General features: G+C 58.8%; 15 protein-coding genes. 4 read left to right on the top strand and 11 right to left on the bottom strand.

Annotated elements, in window-relative coordinates:
- The first annotated feature begins 124 nt into the window (after positions 1-124).
- Positions 125-2,164, top strand: coding sequence for a CHASE2 domain-containing protein (locus tag G359_RS19660; RefSeq protein ID WP_052699262.1), 2,040 nt, complete (start codon positions 125-127; stop codon positions 2,162-2,164).
- Here the strand turns inward: G359_RS19660 and G359_RS08370 are convergent.
- From G359_RS08370 to G359_RS08350, 4 genes are all read right to left on the bottom strand, one after another.
- Positions 2,154-2,570 (bottom strand): ATP-binding protein, encoded by a 417-nt coding sequence (locus G359_RS08370; RefSeq protein ID WP_045835749.1) that lies wholly within the window; start codon positions 2,568-2,570, stop codon positions 2,154-2,156. The two genes, G359_RS19660 and G359_RS08370, sit on opposite strands and share 11 nt — an antisense overlap.
- Positions 2,571-2,584: 14 nt before the next feature.
- A complete protein-coding gene (locus G359_RS08365; protein ID WP_045835748.1) occupies positions 2,585-2,920 on the bottom strand; it encodes an STAS domain-containing protein in 336 nt (111 codons plus the stop codon).
- A gap of 51 nt (positions 2,921-2,971) precedes the next feature.
- On the bottom strand, positions 2,972-4,144 hold the full coding sequence (gene glsA, locus G359_RS08360) for a glutaminase A (protein WP_245279963.1): 1,173 nt from the start codon (positions 4,142-4,144) through the stop codon (positions 2,972-2,974).
- A gap of 636 nt (positions 4,145-4,780) precedes the next feature.
- A complete protein-coding gene (locus tag G359_RS08350) occupies positions 4,781-5,698 on the bottom strand; it encodes a LysR family transcriptional regulator (RefSeq protein ID WP_045835746.1) in 918 nt (305 codons plus the stop codon).
- 108 nt (positions 5,699-5,806) lie between these two features.
- On the opposite strand from G359_RS08350, the gene G359_RS08345 reads away from it, so the two are divergent.
- From G359_RS08345 to G359_RS20410, 3 genes are all read left to right on the top strand, one after another.
- Complete coding sequence (locus G359_RS08345) at positions 5,807-6,406, top strand: glutathione S-transferase family protein (RefSeq protein WP_045835745.1); 600 nt, start codon at positions 5,807-5,809, stop codon at positions 6,404-6,406.
- A gap of 42 nt (positions 6,407-6,448) precedes the next feature.
- Complete coding sequence (locus G359_RS08340; RefSeq protein ID WP_045835744.1) at positions 6,449-7,057, top strand: pyridoxamine 5'-phosphate oxidase family protein; 609 nt, start codon at positions 6,449-6,451, stop codon at positions 7,055-7,057.
- Positions 7,058-7,842: 785 nt separating this feature from the next.
- Entirely contained in the window at positions 7,843-8,010 is a 168-nt protein-coding gene (locus G359_RS20410; RefSeq protein ID WP_156150711.1) for a hypothetical protein, read from the top strand.
- 226 nt (positions 8,011-8,236) lie between these two features.
- Here the strand turns inward: G359_RS20410 and G359_RS08330 are convergent, their stop codons facing one another.
- The 7 genes from G359_RS08330 to G359_RS08300 all read right to left on the bottom strand — a co-directional run bounded on the left by G359_RS08330 (position 8,237) and on the right by G359_RS08300 (position 17,420).
- On the bottom strand, positions 8,237-9,166 hold the full coding sequence (locus G359_RS08330; RefSeq protein WP_045835742.1) for an electron transfer flavoprotein subunit alpha/FixB family protein: 930 nt from the start codon (positions 9,164-9,166) through the stop codon (positions 8,237-8,239).
- Positions 9,167-9,189: 23 nt separating this feature from the next.
- On the bottom strand, positions 9,190-9,939 hold the full coding sequence (locus G359_RS08325) for an electron transfer flavoprotein subunit beta/FixA family protein (RefSeq protein ID WP_045835741.1): 750 nt from the start codon (positions 9,937-9,939) through the stop codon (positions 9,190-9,192).
- Positions 9,940-9,945: 6 nt separating this feature from the next.
- Positions 9,946-10,902 (bottom strand): choline kinase family protein, encoded by a 957-nt coding sequence (locus G359_RS08320; RefSeq protein WP_045835740.1) that lies wholly within the window; start codon positions 10,900-10,902, stop codon positions 9,946-9,948.
- Between the two features lie 17 nt (positions 10,903-10,919).
- A complete protein-coding gene (locus G359_RS08315) occupies positions 10,920-13,331 on the bottom strand; it encodes a GcvT family protein (protein WP_045835739.1) in 2,412 nt (803 codons plus the stop codon).
- A gap of 24 nt (positions 13,332-13,355) precedes the next feature.
- Positions 13,356-15,338, bottom strand: a complete 1,983-nt coding sequence (locus G359_RS08310; protein WP_197077553.1) for an ABC transporter permease — start codon at positions 15,336-15,338, stop codon at positions 13,356-13,358.
- A 17-nt stretch (positions 15,339-15,355) separates the two neighbouring features.
- Positions 15,356-16,408, bottom strand: a complete 1,053-nt coding sequence (locus G359_RS08305; RefSeq protein ID WP_052699487.1) for an ATP-binding cassette domain-containing protein — start codon at positions 16,406-16,408, stop codon at positions 15,356-15,358.
- Positions 16,409-16,484: 76 nt separating this feature from the next.
- The gene (locus G359_RS08300) at positions 16,485-17,420 is read right to left on the bottom strand and encodes an ABC transporter substrate-binding protein (protein ID WP_045835736.1); all 936 of its coding nucleotides are present in this window, start codon (positions 17,418-17,420) and stop codon (positions 16,485-16,487) included.
- Between the last annotated feature and the right edge of the window lie 28 nt (positions 17,421-17,448).

The raw sequence follows: 17,448 nt of genomic DNA, 5'->3' as shown, positions 1-17,448 counted from the left end.
ATTTCCCTCAATATGAGCCCATATGTAACATGGGCCGTGAAATGCGCCATGGGCTTTTTTACACCGCATGCAGAATGAGCGGCTAATCCACAAACGCCGGTTAAGCATTCGAACAACGTATTGCTTGATAATTGGCAGCGTTCTTGTAACGGCCGTCCTACTTCGGCAGGCCAATCCCGATTTTGTCGCGCGCTTGCGGTTGCTCGGCTTCGACATGCTGCAGCAGACGCTGCCACGCGTGCCCAATCCGGACTATCCGGTGCGGATCATCGATATCGATGAGCCATCGATAGAGACATTCGGCAACTGGCCATGGCGACGGGATCTTCTCGCCAAGCTCGTTGATAAGTTGCTCGCCGCGGGCGTCCGCGTCGTCGCCTTTGACATGGTCTTTCCGGATGCGACCCCGGGTCCACTGGATCAGTTGCCCGAGACTTTGCGCAATTCGGACGAGCTAAAACCGTTCATCGCGAAGCTTGCCGAGGTCGGATTGCCCGATGATATCTTCGCCGAATCCATCCGGGCTCGACCAGTCGTGCTCGGTACCATCGGGACATCGCAGGCAACTGGTTCCACGCCAAAAGCCAAAGCTTCATTCGCGACAATTGGCGAAAATGTTGCGGACTTCGCGCAAGGCTTTCCAGCTGCGACCGGAAATCTTCCTGTCCTCGAAAAGGCCGCAGCTGGTGTGGGTGCCCTCAACTGGTTTCCAGATCATGACCAAATCCTCCGTCGCATACCGACAGTGGTGAAAATATCGGACGGCCTCTTTCCATCACTCGTCACCGAATCGCTCCGGGTCTTCAATGGCGCAAAGACCATCGGTGTGCGCTCGGCGGGGGACGGCGGCTTTACCGGCAACAGAGGCATTACGACGGTCGGGGTCGGAAATACGGTGGTCCGCACCGATGGCGACGGCCAACTCTGGCTCTACTTTTCGCATCACGATCCGAGGCGCGCGATTTCAGCGGCTGACGTGCTGAACGACAAAGCCCCCGCGAATAACCTCATCGGACGTATCGCAATTATCGGAACCAGCGCACCGGGCCTCCTGGATTTGCGCGCGACGCCTCTCGACCCGGTCATCTCTGGCGTCGAGATTAACGCCCAAGCCCTTGAGCAAATGATCGATGGGCGAATGTTGCTCCGGCCCGATTATGCGAAGGGACTGGAATTTGTTCTTGCCGTCGCGTCTGCGCTGCTGCTCGCAGCCATAGTGTACCTCGCGGGTCCTCGCATCGCTGCGGCCGTCGGATTTGCCGCCGTTTGTCTGTATGCCCTGGGTGCCCTTTGGGCATTCTCCCAAGGGGTCCTGCTCGACGCCGTCTTTCCGATAATGACGAATTCTGCGGCCTACATTTTCGGAACGGGTTACCTCTATTTTCACGCGGAAAGCGAACGAGACCGTGGGCGTCAAGCCCTGCAGCGGATTGCGCGCGAAATGGAGGCTGCTGCACAGATTCAGCGCACCTTTCTTCCGAAAGAAACGCCCGGCGGTCCGCTCGCTGACAAGTTCGATATCTTCGCAGTCATGAAGCCCGCCAAGTCGGTGGGCGGCGATTTCTTCGATTACTTCCTCGTCAACGATACCAAGCTCGGTTTCCTCGTCGGCGATGTTTCCGGCAAGGGCGTGCCGGCTGCGCTCTTCATGAGTGTGTCGCGCACCGTTCTTCGGACAATAGCTGTCGAGGACGAGGATCCCGGGCGCGTGCTGTCGAAAGTCAACGCAATCCTCTCCCGAGACAACTCCGAAGGAATGTTCGTCACAATCTTCTATGCCGTTCTCGACCTTGAAACCGGCGCACTCAACCTGTCGAGCGCAGGTCACGACGATGCGCTTCTCCTAGTTGGCGGCAAAGACTGCAAACCGTTGCACTACATGGGGCCCGCCATTGGCATTTTCGATTTCGCCGACTATCCGACGGAAACCCACCAATTGGTGGCTGGCGACAGCATTTTGTTGCTCACGGACGGCATCACGGAGGCTTTCAACATCGACGGCCGAGTATTTGGCTCGGACCGGCTCGTGAAATGGGTGAGCCGGCAGGCGCAGACCTCCTCTGCCGATCTCGTTCAAACATTGACCGAAGAGGTGGCACGTTTTTCGGAGGGAATGGAGCAGTCAGACGATATCACTTGCGTCGCTATGCGGTTCAAGGGTTAGCGGCACAGACGATCTTGAGCCGATTTAGTCCGCCGTATCGAGAATAATCGACGTGGCTGGCTCGCTCTTTGATCAGCGCGATGCCGAATCCGCCAGGCTCGCCAATCATCAAATCGCGATCCTTCGGCAATTCCCACCGGCGGATATCGAAGTACGTCCCATTGTCGGTGACCGTCGCGTTTGCGAGGCCGCGCTGAAGCTTGATCTCCACAACTGTCATCGGTTCAACGGTATCCCTAAAACCGTAACTAATGAGATTTGCCATAGCCTCATTGAGGCAAAGCTTCAGATCGGCGGCTAGAGACGCCTCAATGCCACTCTCAACAAACTTCTGGTCGAGCCACGCATTAAGTCGTTTTACGTCTGCGGCAGTAGGTTGGAGCCTGATTTGATCCGCTAGGTTCATCTAAACTTTGTCTGCTAGGCGCATGCCGCGATTGCGGCCGTTTCGTCCGCGACGACTGTAATTATAGAGTCGATACCAGTCGAGCGAAGCACCTTTCGCGCATCGGCCGTCGGCCCGAAAACGACGAGGCGCCCGTTTCTTTTGCCGATGTCGCGCGCAGCCTTGACAAGAAGCCTGATGCCAATCGAGGCGAGAAACGTAACGTCGGCAAAATCGACGATGACCTTATTGTTCTTTCCGGAAATCGTGCTGAAGGGCACATCGATCTCGCCTGCCCCCGCGATATCGAGCGCGCCGGTGAGCTTCACTCTGAGGATGTCTCCCGGCAGTCCAACTTGATCTAAGCGCATTTTTTCTTCCCAGTAGTTTTATTGGGGTCGCGTTGGGTTCGCTGAAGCGCCCTATGCGTCAGCGGTGTCGGAGGTGAAAAAGGAGCTGACGAATCCTGAGCCGGCATTTGTCAGATCGAAGGAGTGAAGACCAAGGCTGTCCGACATCATCCTAAAACTCGCAATGCCGCGCACGGAATTGCCATTGCTATCCAAGCGCGGCGAATACGTGCCGACCCCCAATTGACGGTTGACCACGCCGAGGATGCCGCCCCCGACGCCGCTCTTCGCAGGTATTCCGACTTCGTACGCCCATCCGCCGGAGTAATCGTACATTCCACAGGTGAACATCACCGATTGCACGTCGCGTACCGCTTCAATATCGAAAACATGCTGATTGGTGACCGGATGCACGCCGAGGTTCGCGATAGTCGCGCCCATGAATGCCAAGTCGGTGGCCGTCACCATGATCGAGCACTGTTTGAAATAGAGGTCGAGCGCGGGCTCGACGGGCTCTTTCAACGCGCCGACGCTAAGAAGAAGATACGCGATCGCTCTGTTGCGGTGCCCAGTGAGAGCTTCCGAACGGTATACATCCTCATTTAATTTCAGTTGCCGGCCTGCGGCCTGGGAAAATCGCGCGAGAACGAGATCAAAGGCGGCGTCTGGACCGAGGGTGTCGCGGAGCATTCCGGAAATGGCGATAGCTCCGGCATTGACCATCGGGTTGAACGGCCGGCGGGTGACCGGATTGAATTCGATCGCGTTGAACGGATCTCCACTCGGTTCAACCCCGACACACGATAGAACCTCTTTGCGCCCGGAAAGCTCGAGCGCCATGCAGAAGGTCAGTGCCTTGGACGTCGACTGTATTGTGAATTCGACGTCGGCGTCTCCGATCGTATGAACTTGTCCTTTTGTCGTGGCAATCGCGATACCAAATGAGTCCGGAGGCACCTTGGCTAGTTCCGGAATGTAGTCTGCTAGCATTCCGTCGGTCAGAGGGCGTGCTTGCTCATAAATGTCCGTCAACATCCGATCGACTTGGGAATGGTGGTCGGACGTTGTGGTCGTCTCGCCAGCCAGTTCCCGAGATGCAAAAGTGAGTGGATCGGATGAGGCTGGAAGCGTATCCAACGCTTCGCCCCTCTTCGCATCGATCAATTCCGATTTGTCGGTCGGTCGTGAAACATCATCCATCTGTCCTGATTGGCCCCCAGCCTCTCGTTTTTTCCAGAACGCCATTTTCGCTCTCAGAACACAAATTGCTCATTTCTTGGTCAGATCTTGCTCGCGAATGAGCATAAGTTTCGCAAATCCGTGAAGTGTGCAGGCTTGGCGACAAACCGTTTTTTCATCGCAAGTATCGCGGCCGATTGAGATTTTTGAGAAACGGCGCCCCCGGTATCGCATGAGCAAGCGCAAATTCTATGCCATCCCACGTAGGCTGACGTTATCAGCGCCGCAGCCTGGGCGAGAACACTCGTCGTCGGGCGGCGGGTAAGGATGGTCACACCATGTTCGTCGGTGTGAACTCGCTTCGCTTGGGGCCAGATGGGGATTGTCGATCGGGGAGCCCCAGGCATCGGCAAGATCATTATATCCGGCGGCCCTAAGCTTATCCGGATCGATCCTTCGACCAACAAGATCACAAGGGTTTATGACCTTGGATCAGTTGCGAAAGCCAAAGCTTTGTCGACGACGTGCGATTTAATGGCCGGCACGCATACCTCACAGACGCACCGATCGCGCCCTTTCAATTTGATGCGGTTTCATTGGTTGTCGCACGAGGCTTCTGGTCGTTACCATTGATTCTCGTACTTCGTTTGCATCCGCACCATTTGGTCGGCTTGTGACGGGAGTTATCCTCCTGTCATGGGGTTAAAGCTTTCTCGCGCGAGGCGGGTGGCGCTGACGGAGGCGCGCTGCCGCAAATTCGACGAAGCGTCTCACGCGCGGGTTATCCGAACGCGTCGCCCGGTAGACCAGATGGATCGGAATGGGCGTGTCCTCGAAGTGCTGCAGAAGCGGCACGAGCTGCCCGGCCTGGATCGCCGCCTCGGCCTGATACGACAGCACACGCACGATGCCGACTCCGGAAATACTGGCGTCAACAGCGGCCTCGGCCGTGTTCACGTTGAAGCGGGGGTGAACGCGTACCGCCTTGCGGCCGTGGCGTTTGCTCTTGAACACCCAGCGAGAGCCGCCCTGCATGAGTCCGCTGAAAGTGATACAGGGCCGATCCGCGAGATCCGACGGCGAGGAGGGTATGGCTCGGCCCTTCAACAATTGCGGCGACGCGCAGGTCACGAGGCGCAATGATCCGACGCGCATCGCAAGCAGGCCCGAATCCCGCAAATCCCCAATGCGAACCGCCACGTCGATGTCGTCCTCGACGAGATCGATGTTGCGATCGGTCAGCAGCAAGCGGACGTCGATGCGCGGGTGGGGGCCGAGAAATTCGGTGACAAGGGGCAGGATTTGCAGGCGGCCGAAACTGACGGGGGCGGTTATGGCGATTGCTCCGGCGAGTTCCTCGGACTGACCTGCTATGCGGCTCTCCGACGCCTCGAGCGTTTCGATGACCCGTCTGCAGGCATCCAGGTAGTCGCGTCCTGCTGCCGTGAGCGCCATGCGGCGCGTGGTGCGCTCGATGAGTACGCAGTCGAGTTGTCCTTCGAGCTGTGCAAGTAGCCGGCTGATGTTGGCCAGTGGTGTGCCCATGCGGCGCGCCGCCGCCGACAGGCTGCCTGCGTCGGCGACCGCAACGAAGGCCTTCATGGCGCGGAAGCGGTCCATGACATTATTCCAGATTTTGCAAATATATTTCTCTTACTTTCTGTCTACCGGATAAATCGCAGGTGCGCCACTTGTGTGCGTGGGCACAACTGATTTCAGGAACGCGACATGGCCGCCAAGCTCTACGACCTCGAATTATCCGGGAACTGTTACAAAGTGCGGCTGTTGGCAGCGCTGCTCGGCGTTCCGCTCGATATCGTTCCCGTGGATTTTCTCGCCGGCGTGCACAAGAAGCCGCCGCTCGTCGATCTCAATGCCTTCGGCGAAATTCCGATTTTCGAAGACGGCGGCCTGGTGCTGCGCGACAGCCAGGCGATCCTCGTCTACATGGCGCGGAAGTGGGGTGGCGAAAGCTGGCTGCCGACGGATGCCGCGGACCTCGCGCTCGTAGCGGTGTGGTTGATGGTGGCCGAGAACGAGATCGCGCGGGGACCCAACGATGCGCGCCTGCACGACAAGTTTGGCTACAAGCTCGATGCCGATGCGGCTCGCAGCAAGGCGAAGCACATACTCGGGCTCATGGAAAACCACCTGGCGCGGACCGCTTGGCTCGCGCTCGACCGCGTGACGATCGCAGACATTGCATGCATGCCGTATGTTGCGCTCAGTCACGAAGGCGGCGTCCCGATCGATGGCTATCCTGCAGTAACGGCCTGGGTTGAGCGCGTGAAGGCGCTGCCGGGCTTCGTCGGGATGCCGGGGATCTGAGATCGCGAGCTCGCGGTTTCAACTCGAACTGGAGTAACAATCGTGGCGCGGCCTGTATCCGACATCGCGTTCACGCCGTCCGTGAAAGCCGAGCAGGAGCGGAACGGCTCACGTGCGCAGTATGCACGCATGGAGCAGGCGAAGGGCTGGGCGAGTACCGTCACGCCGGACCTTGCCGCGCAGATCGGCGCCGCGCGATCGTTCTATCTCGGCACCGCGAACGCCGAGGGGCAGCCATACATCCAGCATCGCGGTGGGCCGCCGGGTTTTCTCCAGGTGTTGGACGAGCGGACGCTTGCCTTCGCGGATCTTTCCGGAAACCGGCAATACATCACGACGGGCAATCTCGCCGAGAACCCGCGCGCCTTCATTTTTATCATGGATTACGCGCGGCGTCGGCGGGTCAAGATCTGGGGCCGCGCGCGCGTGGTCGAGAACGACGACGAGCTGTTGGCGCGCTTGCGTCCGACGCAGGGCCACACCGTCGCGGAGCGGTGCATCGTGTTTGAGATCGAGGCCTGGGACCGCAACTGCCCGCAGCACATCCCGCAGCTTGTCGCCATCGAGGACGTGGAGTCGGCGGTGATGACGCTTCAGGAGCGCATCACTGCCCTCGAAGCGGAACTCGCACGGGTGCGAGCGGGCGGGTAGGGCGCGCTGCTCCCGCACCGAGCGTGTTGGGTTGATAGCAGCAAGTGGACTTCTATGCCCAGCGAATGACCGCTTTGGGTCATGAGCACGCATCGAGCCGCCCGCAACTTCAACCGGTCGTCCCCAAAAAGCGGACCTGGCGGGCGACGGAGTACGCGTGGCCCATCTAAGTGAGGCCGACTTCCGCTAGTGGGATTTAGAAGTCGTTGGGGAGCGCAAAATCTCCGAAGATTGCTCTTCCGCTATTGGCCCATAGCTGACATCCACGTCGAAGTTGATCCCGTCTGATTTCAGATGAAGAACTGACATCTCGTGATCGAAAATTTGATGGTCAGCTGCAAATGTAAAACTGACCGCAAGAACTTCCTCGGATTTTCTTGCATTTGGTGGGTGATCAGGGGCGCGAACCGTGGACCCGCTGATTAAGAGTCAGCTCTGACCAAGTTTGTTTGTGTGTGGGATAAAATGTGGGACATCGAAGTGGTCCTAGCGATATTTATCAATAGCAACAGAACCTTACGTTTAGGATTCGACTCCTACCCGCGGAGCCAATTCACTCAATCGCTTAACGCATCCAGTCGTTCCGCAGACTTCGATCAGCGGAACTTGTTCCGTCACGCCTGCTGCAGCTTCACGCCATTCGTCAGATATCTTGGCCCAACGCTCGGGATGTCTCGCGCGCGGCTGCGGCTCTGCGAGCATGAATGCTTCTCGCAATTGACATGAGTCAATTCATCAATTGTGCGCGGCTCTAAACTCGCCTCACTCTTCTAAGGGAGGCGACAATGACGATATTCGAAATGTACTACCTCGTGCTGTGCCTCGCGGCGTTCGCCGTGTTCGCGATAGCCCTGGCTTCCAACGCATGGAGCTGGAGACAATCACCCGCGAAGGTAAATAGCGCGACCGCACATTCGGGATACCGTGAGGCCGACGTCAAACTGGCCGCGTGAGACGAAACTTCCAATCGGCCGGCATCGAACTCGGGGCTTTTCAGCCCCTCTGCCGGCCGGTGCCGCATCCCACTCATCGAGGTATTCTGAAAAACTTGGCCTCGCTCCCCTCGCAGAGCGACGCGCTGAGCGCGCACCGGCGTCACACCTCCTTGCAAGCAGGAATGCTTCGCTAGTCAACGCCACGCCTTAGAACATCGCGAGTTGCGATCCGGCCGCCGCCTCGTCACAGCGCCTTTTCGAGTTCCGGCAGGACGTCGAACAAATCGGCGACCAGCCCATAGTCCGCGACCTGAAAGATGGGTGCGTCCGCATCCTTATTGATCGCCACGATGAATTTGGAATCTTTCATGCCGGCGAGATGCTGAATAGCTCCCGAGATACCGCAAGCGATGTAGAGATTGGGCGCCACGACTTTGCCGGTCTGCCCCACCTGCCAATCGTTCGGTGCGTAGCCCGCATCGACTGCTGCGCGCGAGGCGCCGACAGCCGCTCCGAGTTTCTCGGCAACGGGAAGGATGACCTCTTTGAATTTTTCCGACGATCCGAGCGCCCGGCCACCGGAGATGACGATTTTTGCGGACGTCAGTTCAGGCCGGTCGCTCGATGAGAGGGCTTCCTTCACGAAGCTCGACAAGCCCGGGTCAGCTACTGCCGGCACAACCCCGATGGCAGCTGAACCGCCTGCATCCGAAGGCTGGAAAGCGGCGGCACGAACCGTGATCACCTTCTTGGCGTCCGTCGTCTGCACGGTCTGGATGGCATTACCCGCATAGATCGGACGCTTGAAGGTATCGGGCGCAACAACGCTGATAATCTCGGAGACCTGCGCAACATCGAGAAGTGCAGCGACGCGCGGCATCACGTTTTTCGCGGAGGCCGTCGCCGCAGCAATGATGGTGTCGTAACCACCGGCGATCGAAACGATCAATGCTGCGAGCGGCTCTGCCAGATTGTTGGCAAGAGTATCGCTATCGGCGAGAAGAACCTTTGAAACACCTGCAAGCTTGGCTGCTTCACCGGCCGCTGCATTTGCATCCTTGCCCGCGACCAGAACATGTATTTCGCTGCCGATCTCACGGGCGGCAGTCAACGCCCTGGCGGTCTGATCGGAAAGCGTCCGATTGTCGTGTTCAGCCAGAAGAAGAATGGCCATTGCTCTGTTCTTTCCTTCTAATCTCAAAGTACGCCGGCTTCGCTTCTGAGCTTGTCGATGAGCTCCCCGACCGATGTCACCTTGATGCCTGCCTTGCGGGACGCCGGTTCTTCGGTCTTCAAAACTTTGAGGCGCGGCGCGGTCGCGACACCCAAATCAGCGGCGCTTTTCTTTTCGATCGGCTTCTTCTTCGCCTTCATGATGTTCGGAAGCGAAGCATAGCGCGGCTCGTTCAATCTCAGATCGGTGGTGACCACCGCTGGAAGCTTGACCTCGATGGTCTGCAAACCGCCATCGACTTCGCGCGTTACGGCCGCCTTTTGATCGGCCAGTTCGATCTTGGAAGCGAAGGTCGCCTGCGCCCAGCCGAGCAGCGCAGCCAGCATCTGCCCGGTCTGATTTGAATCGTCATCGATCGCTTGCTTGCCGACGATGATCAGTCCCGGCTTTTCGGTATCCGCGACGCTTTTCAGGATTTTGGCGACCGCCAACGGCTCGACCGTGTCATCGGTTTCGATGAGGATGGCGCGATCGGCGCCCATGGCGAGCGCTGACCGCAACGTTTCCTCGGCCTTTGCCGGACCGATCGAAACGACCACGACCTCGGTGGCCTGCCCGGCTTCTTTCAACCGAACGGCCGCCTCGACCGAAATCTCATCGAACGGATTGATCGCCATTTTGACGTTAGCTAGATCGACGCCCGAGTTGTCGGGCTTCACGCGAATCTTCACGTTGAAGTCGACGACGCGCTTTACGGGAACGAGAACCTTCATTGCTCTTCAGCCCCCCGTGCGCACGACTTCGACGAGACCACGGAAATTATCCGCGTTCATGATCTGCTGGCACCGCGTGAACCGGTCCATTGCATAATCCCAGAAGCTGGCAAAGTGATAAGCAGGACGCGGATTTTTGTTCGTCTCTTGGATCACGCCCCAGAGTGTCCAAAGAAGAAAGACCAGTGATTTGTGCAAGACCATCCGGCCGTACTCGCTCTCCTTGGGCGGCCGTCCGAGATAGGCTTCAAGCAGAATGCGATCCTGCTCTTCGGTGAAGCCCGTCTCAACGGAGAGATCCGCGAGATCCCAGAACGGATCGTTATTACCGCCGAACTCCCAATCCAGGATGTGAACCCGCTCGCCGGTATCGACGAGGTTTTCCGGAGCCGGATCGTTGTGGCAAGGAGCGAGTTCTCCGCAGGTCGACGTCAGAACTTCGCGAATGGCATCAGCCTCGCTCTGGACCCGCTCGTAGCCGTCGGGAAAACGCGCACCCTTGCTGCGAAGCATGTCGAGGTATTCTTGCGCGATGACCTTTTCATCGAAGCGATTGTGAAATTTTGCGCCGCTCGTGTGGAGCTTGCGGAAACTCAGCGCGGCCCTGCGAACGGCGTCCGGGTCCTGGAAGAGTTCCGCGCTCATCGTCTTGCCGTTCTCGATGAACTTCGTGATCTGCACGCCTTTGGCCGTATCGTAGTGGACCAAGTGCGCATTGACTCCGAGATCGGACGTTATCTGCGCCGCCTGCCCATCGGCCTTGCGGTCCAAGTACTCTTCTGTCCCCTCGCCCGGAATGCGGACGACGTAGGTTTCGCCGGCAACCTTCACCAGATAATTGCGGTTCGTCATGCCACCGAGTAGCTCGATTGCTACGTCTTCGGGCCGAACGCTGCCGCCGCCGACAACGGAGGCTGCGACTTCGCGGGCACGGCGCTGCCGTTCCTGTTCTTGGATATCCATTTTCGATCCCCTGATTTTTAAAGAGTGAAGCGCGACCCGGCCGGATCGTAGAGCGGTTCGCTCGCTCTCGTGGCAGGGACGATTTCGCTGTAGACTTCGATGTCGTAGTCTTCGTGGACAGCCTCGGAAGCAGCGACGTAGCCGTAAACGATCGGCGCACCGACCGTGTGTCCGAAGTCGGCGCTCGTCGTGACACCGAGCACCTTGCCGTTACGCAGGATGGCTTCTCCGCCGTAGACCGGAACCTTGCGGCTGAGCTTGAAGACGCAGAGCTTACGATCCGGGCCTTCGGCGGCGATTTTTTCAAGCGCCTCGCGGCCGATGAAGTCCTTCTTGTTCTTTCCGATCACCCAATCGAGGCCGGCTGCGTAAGGGGAATAGTCCGGCGATATATCGGTCGCCCAGATCTGGTATCCCTTCTCAATACGCAGGCTGTTGAGCGCGCGATAGCCAAAATCCTTGATGCCGAACTCTGCGCCCGCCTCGTGAAGAACGCGATAGACGTGGACTGCATATTCGGTCGGAATGTGCAGCTCATATCCAAGCTCGCCTGTGAACGACACGCGAAGTGCCATCACGGGCGCGGCGCCGACGGTCAGATGCTTCATCTCTCCGTACTTGAAGACATCGCCACCGACATTCTGCTCGGCGACCTTCGCAAGCACGTCGCGCGCTTTCGGACCGCAAATGTTGATAACGGCATAGGCCGACGTCACGTCGAGCGTCCGGACGGAACCGTCGGTCGGCAGATGCTTGCGTATCCAGCCGAAGTCGTGGTCGCCGTATGCCGTACCCGTGATCACATAGAAGCGGTCTTCTTCCAGGCGGCAGAAGGTGACATCGGCTTCGATGCCGCCGCGCTCGTTGCAGAGCTGCGTGTAGATGAGGCTGCCGATCGGCCGGTCGACATCGGCGACCGCCAACCGCTGCAGGCTGGCGAGCGCGCCCGGACCGAAGATTTCCATCTTCGCGAAGGAGGAAAGATCGATCAATCCAACGCTCTCGCGAACGTGGCGATGCTCCTCTGCGACAGGCTCGAACCAATTCGGCCAATCGAAGGACGGCTTGTCGACGGCTTCGACACCCGGAGGCGCGAACCAGTTCGGCCGTTCCCAACCCGCGCGAGAACCGAAGACAGCGCCCCGTTCCTTCAATGGGAAATAAAGCGGCGAGCAGCGGATGTTGCGAACGGAATCGCGCTCCTCGACCGGCCACTTCATCGCATAATGCTTGGCGTAGATCTCGATCGCACGGTCGTACATGAAGTACTTGGTGTTGTGATGGAAGTTGAACCGGCGCACGTCGAGCGGCCACAAGTTGTTGGTCGGACGGCCTTCGAGGATCCATTCGGCCATCGCCGCACCCGCACCACCGGCTGCCGCGATTCCGTAGATGAAACCGCACGACACGAAGACGTTGTCGAGTTCAGAGACGCGCCCCATGACAAAGTCGCCGTCGGCGGAAATCGGAATGGCTCCGTTGATCATAGCTCTGACGCCGACGGTGCCGACGACCGGCGTACGCTTGGCGGCATTGATCGCCAGCTGTTCGAAGCGCTCGTAGTTTTCCTGGATCAGGCGTTGATCCCAGCCTGCCGGAATGCCGTCCCGTGCAAATGCGACCGTGTTCGGCTCATAGCCGCCGACGACGATGCCGCGCACCTCCGGCTTCCAGTAGAGAAGGAGATCGGGATCGCGAACCGTCGGCATGCCCTTAGGCAAATCGGGAATAGGATCGGTGATGAGGTATTGATGCTCGACGGCGAAAGCGGGCACCCGCGTGCCCATCATCTTGCCGAGCTCGTGTCCCCACATGCCGCTCGCGTTCACAACCGTCTCGGCGCGGATGTTGCCTTGGCTCGTCTGCACTTCGACGACGCGGCGGCCTTCCGACTTGAAGCCGGTGACTTGGCAATTTTGCACGAACTTCACGCCGCGCTTGCGCGCGCCAGCCGCTAGTGCCTGACACAAGCTCGCGGGATCGACATAGCCGTCGGAGTCGATGTAGGTCGCGCCCTCGACGCCATCGAGCGTCATGATTGGAAAGAGATCCTGCGCCTCCTTGGGGGACAGGAGGTGCATTTCGAGACCGAAGGATTTCGCCGTCGTCGCGGAGCGCTTGTACTCCTTCATTCGATCTTTCGACGATGCGATGCGGAGACTGCCGACCTTCTTCCAGTCGATTGCCTGTCCGGTATCGGCCTCGAGGGTGTCATACAGCTCGATGCTCTTCTGCAGCATCCGCGTGACGTTTCGCGACGGGCGAAGCTGACCGACGACGCCTGCCGCGTGCCAAGTCGCTCCGTGCGTTAGCTGAAACTGTTCCAGCACGACGATGTCGGTCTTGCCCGCCTTGGCAAGATGATAAGCGATGCTGCAGCCGATAATGCCGCCGCCAATAATTACGAATTCCGCTGAGGTCGGCACCATTGCCTACGGGTCCTATTTTGCTTGCTATTTGACTTCGCTCAGCACCGGCTCTTGTCCGATGCCGTCGTTTACGTTTGATCGGCGCTGCAAGCCGGCGACGCCCGCTTGGAAGAGCCTATCGATGAAGATTCCGAGAAATGCCAAGGCGAGGCCGGCAACGATGCCGCGACCAGGATCGGCGGCCGTCAGCGCCATGTAGACTTCCTGGCCAAGATCCCGCGTGCCGACGAGCGCCGTGATCACCACCATGGCGAGCGCGAACAGAATAGCTTGATTGATGCCGAGAAGGATCGTCGGAAACGCGATGGGCAAAAGAATGTATCTGTCCAACTGCGAGTTCGAGCAGCCCATGGACCGTCCCGCCTCGATGAGATCTGCAGGAACCGCACGCAAGGCTGTCATCGTGAACTTGATGATCGGCGTGATTGCAAACGCGACGATGGCGAGGAGTGCCGCAAAATCGCCGACGCGAAACAGCATCACTGCCGGAATGAGATAGACAAAGCTCGGCAGAGTCTGCAGCACTTCGACCGCGACGTTCGTTGCCCGATAAAGACCGTCGAAGCGCGCTGCGAGAATGGCGATCGGAATGCCGATCACTGCCGCCACCACTGTCGCCGAAAGGCAGAGATAGAGCGTGATCATCGCCTTGTCCCAAAGTCCGGTGACAAGGCAGAAACCAAACGCGAAGCCGCTCAACAGGGCCAATCGGAAGCCGGCGATGAGATAGGCTGCGATCGTGACAAAACCCAAAGTGATGAGCCACGGCGTCGTGGTCAGCAGAATCTTGATCGGGTTCATCAGATACGTCAGCACAAACACACGAAAGGCTTCCATCGTGTCGAAGTAATTGACGTTGATCCAGCGCACGGCTTCGCCGAGGACGCCGCCGGTCGAGAAACGCAGCTCACGGGGAAAATTCTGCAGCCAACCGAATTCAGCGCCGAGCAACGTCATCGCGATGATGAAGACGACGGGCGCGATCCACACCCACCGCCGCGAGCGCAATGTCTCCGCCGGACATGCGAGGTGAGCGATAGCAACGCCTTGCCGATCAAGCATCACTGCGATCGCAACGATCGCCGCACCGGCTTCGAAGCCACGATCGATATCGAGTTGCCGCAAGGCGCGCAGAACGTCGAAGCCCAAACCACCCGCGCCGATCATCGATGCCACGATGACCATGTTGAGGGTCATCATCACCGTCTGATTGAGCCCGACGAGCAGTGATGGCAGTGCCGACGGCAGGAGAATGCGCCAGATGGTCTGCCGCTCCGTGCAGCCGATCATTTTCGCAAGCTCACGGATCTCGACCGGCGTCTGGTTGAGCGCCAGGCACGTCACGCGCGCCATCGGCGGCATTGCGAAGATGACAGTCGCGATCATCGCGGCCACAGGCCCGAAGCCGAACAGCAGAAGCGTTGGAATGAGATAGGCGAATGCCGGGACCGTCTGCATGAGGTCGAGGCCAGGCGCCAACAGCCACGTATTCAATTTCGGCCGAAGATGCGCGAGCACGCCGACGAGAAGTCCCGATATGACGGCAACCGGCACACAAACGGCGACGGACGCCAGCGTCAACATCGCGCCGTTCCATTGCCCGAACAGCAGAAGGTAGGCGCAGCCCAAGGCTTGCAGCAGGGCAAGCCGGAATCCGCCCGCATAATAGCCGGCCCAGATCACGGCGCCGGAAATTCCAGCCCACGACAGCGGCGGCAGCGTGATCGTTGTTGTGCCGAACGAGATTTCCGTCCCGTTCACAAGCAATCCGGAGGCGAGCACCAGTGGAGCTTGCACGATCTGAGCGATCGCACGGGTTATGAATGAAATTTGCTCGACGATGACCTCGAGCACCGACGTCAGTATGCTGCCGAGCGGCAGCTTCCACGCCAGCGGATAGACCCCGGCGGCCGGCACCATCGTTGAGATGAGAATGAGAGCGAGTGCGATCGCAATGACGACACCAAAGCGCCGTTCCCGCAAGAACCCGCCATCCCTCAGCGGCATGGAGTCCATCCTGATCGTCAAGACGCCAGCCTTTCTCTAGAGCCTGACGCCAACATGCGAAGAACAGTCGTCGCGTCGATCTCGCCGCTTACGCGTCCGCTTTGATCGACCACGCCTACGGGGCCTTTCGAGTTCGCAACGAGATCCGCGACTTCGACAATTTTCGCCCGGTCATCCACTGTCACAGCATAGGAACTGGATTTTGCGGGTGTCGCGATGCGGCCGCAGCTGATGACGCGGGTCTGATCGACGCCTGCCACGAACGAGCCGACATAATCGTCGACAGGATTGGCGACGATATCTTCCGGCGCACCCGTCTGAACGACCTTGCCGTCCTTCATGATGACGATCGTGTCGCCCAGCCGGACAGCCTCATTGAAATCATGCGTGACGAAAATCATCGTCTTCTTCAGTCGGGACTGCAGCCGGATGACTTCGCTTTGCAGTTCGCGTCGGATCAGCGGATCGAGTGCGGAAAAAGGCTCATCGAGAAGGAGAAGTTCGGGATCACCGGCGAGTGCGCGAGCCAATCCGACGCGTTGCTGTTGACCGCCCGAAAGTTGATGCGGCAATCGCTGCGACATGCCCGAGAGCCCGACGAGTGCCGTCATCTCCGGAACGACTCTATTGATTTCTGCCGTATCGGATCCGCGGATCTTCAGCGGCAAAGCGATGTTTTCGGCGACAGTGAGATGCGGCAGGAGGGCGAAATTCTGGAATACCATCGCCATCTTGTGACGGCGAATGTTCATCAGGCTTTGTGCGTCGAGAGACGACAGCGGCGCGCCGTCCAGCAGGACTTCGCCGAAGCTCGGCTCCACAAGTCGCGTCAAACAGCGCAGTAGCGTTGACTTGCCCGATCCCGATAACCCCATCACGACGAAAATCTCGCCGTCCCGGATATCGAGATTGATGTCCCGGAGCGCCGTGAACTCGCGTCCGCTGCTCAGAGCTTCGTGAAGCTGCGATTCCTGCGCGAACCGCTCCGGAAAGGGTCCGTACAGCTTCCAGAGATTCCTGCAGCTCAGCTTCACCGGGCTATCAGAGAATTGACCTATCTCTTTCTTCATCGTCGGGATCATCCGGTGGGGCGCGATCAGGGAAGACGATCCGCAGGCAGCGCTGAGCACTGCCTGCGGTGCTCATTTATTGAAACCAGGCCTTCCAGCGTGCTTCGTTTTCATCGAGCCATTTCGCGGCAACATCCTCCAAGGGCTGCTTGTCGCGATCGACCTTGACGATGAGTGCGTTCATCTCGTCCGTGGGCATCTGGAACTTCGAGATGGCGGCGTGCGCTTTTGGCCATTTGTCCTTCACGCCCGACCAGGCAGCTTTCCAGATCGGACCAAATGGCTTGCCGCAGTCGTATTTCTTTTCTTCGTAGCAAGGGGGCGTATAGGGCGGGAACTCGACGAATTCACCCTTGTAGACTGAAGGCGCCCAGTGCGGCGCATAGATCCACAGAAGGATCGGCGCTTTGCGAGCGTAGGCGGAATCGAGTTCAGCGAAGAGCGCCGCATCCGTACCCGCGTGGATCACTTCGAAATCCAATCCCAGTGCCGCGACCCGCTCTTCGTCGAACCCGCCCCATGTGACTGGCGCACCGAGATAGCGCCCTTTAGGCGCGGTATCGGCCGTCGAGAATGCTTTGACGCACTCGGGCTCCTTCAATGCCTTCCAGTCCGGCAGCCCGGGGCATTTCTCCTTCATGTACTCCGGATACCACCATTCCTCGCGGGCCTTCATGCCGGACTCGCCGAGGTTCTCGACCTTCCCGGTCTTCAACGCCTTTTCGAACACATCCCTCTGCGTCGTCGCCCAGACTTCCATTACGACGTCGAGATCGCCGGTCTGAAGTCCTTGAAACTGAGCCATGGCATCGGCTTGAACGTAGTCGACCTTGATTCCTTCCCGCTTCAGTGCCTCGCCCATAATGCGCGTGCTCAGGAGCTCGCCCGTCCAGTCATTGAGAACGAGCTTGATGGGATCACTAGAGTCCGCCGCCAATGTCTGGCCGCTGAAAGTCGAAGCTGATATCGCGGCAATCGCGCTGAGTAATAAAGACAACTGGGTCTTTCGCATTTCAGTCCCCTGGTTTTCTTTCGTGCGG

Origin of the sequence: Hyphomicrobium sp. 99, from assembly GCF_000384335.2 — a bacterium.
Lineage (GTDB): Bacteria > Pseudomonadota > Alphaproteobacteria > Rhizobiales > Hyphomicrobiaceae > Hyphomicrobium_B.
Note: the sequence above shows the minus strand (reverse complement) of the source record. Positions and strands in the feature narration are given on the sequence as shown.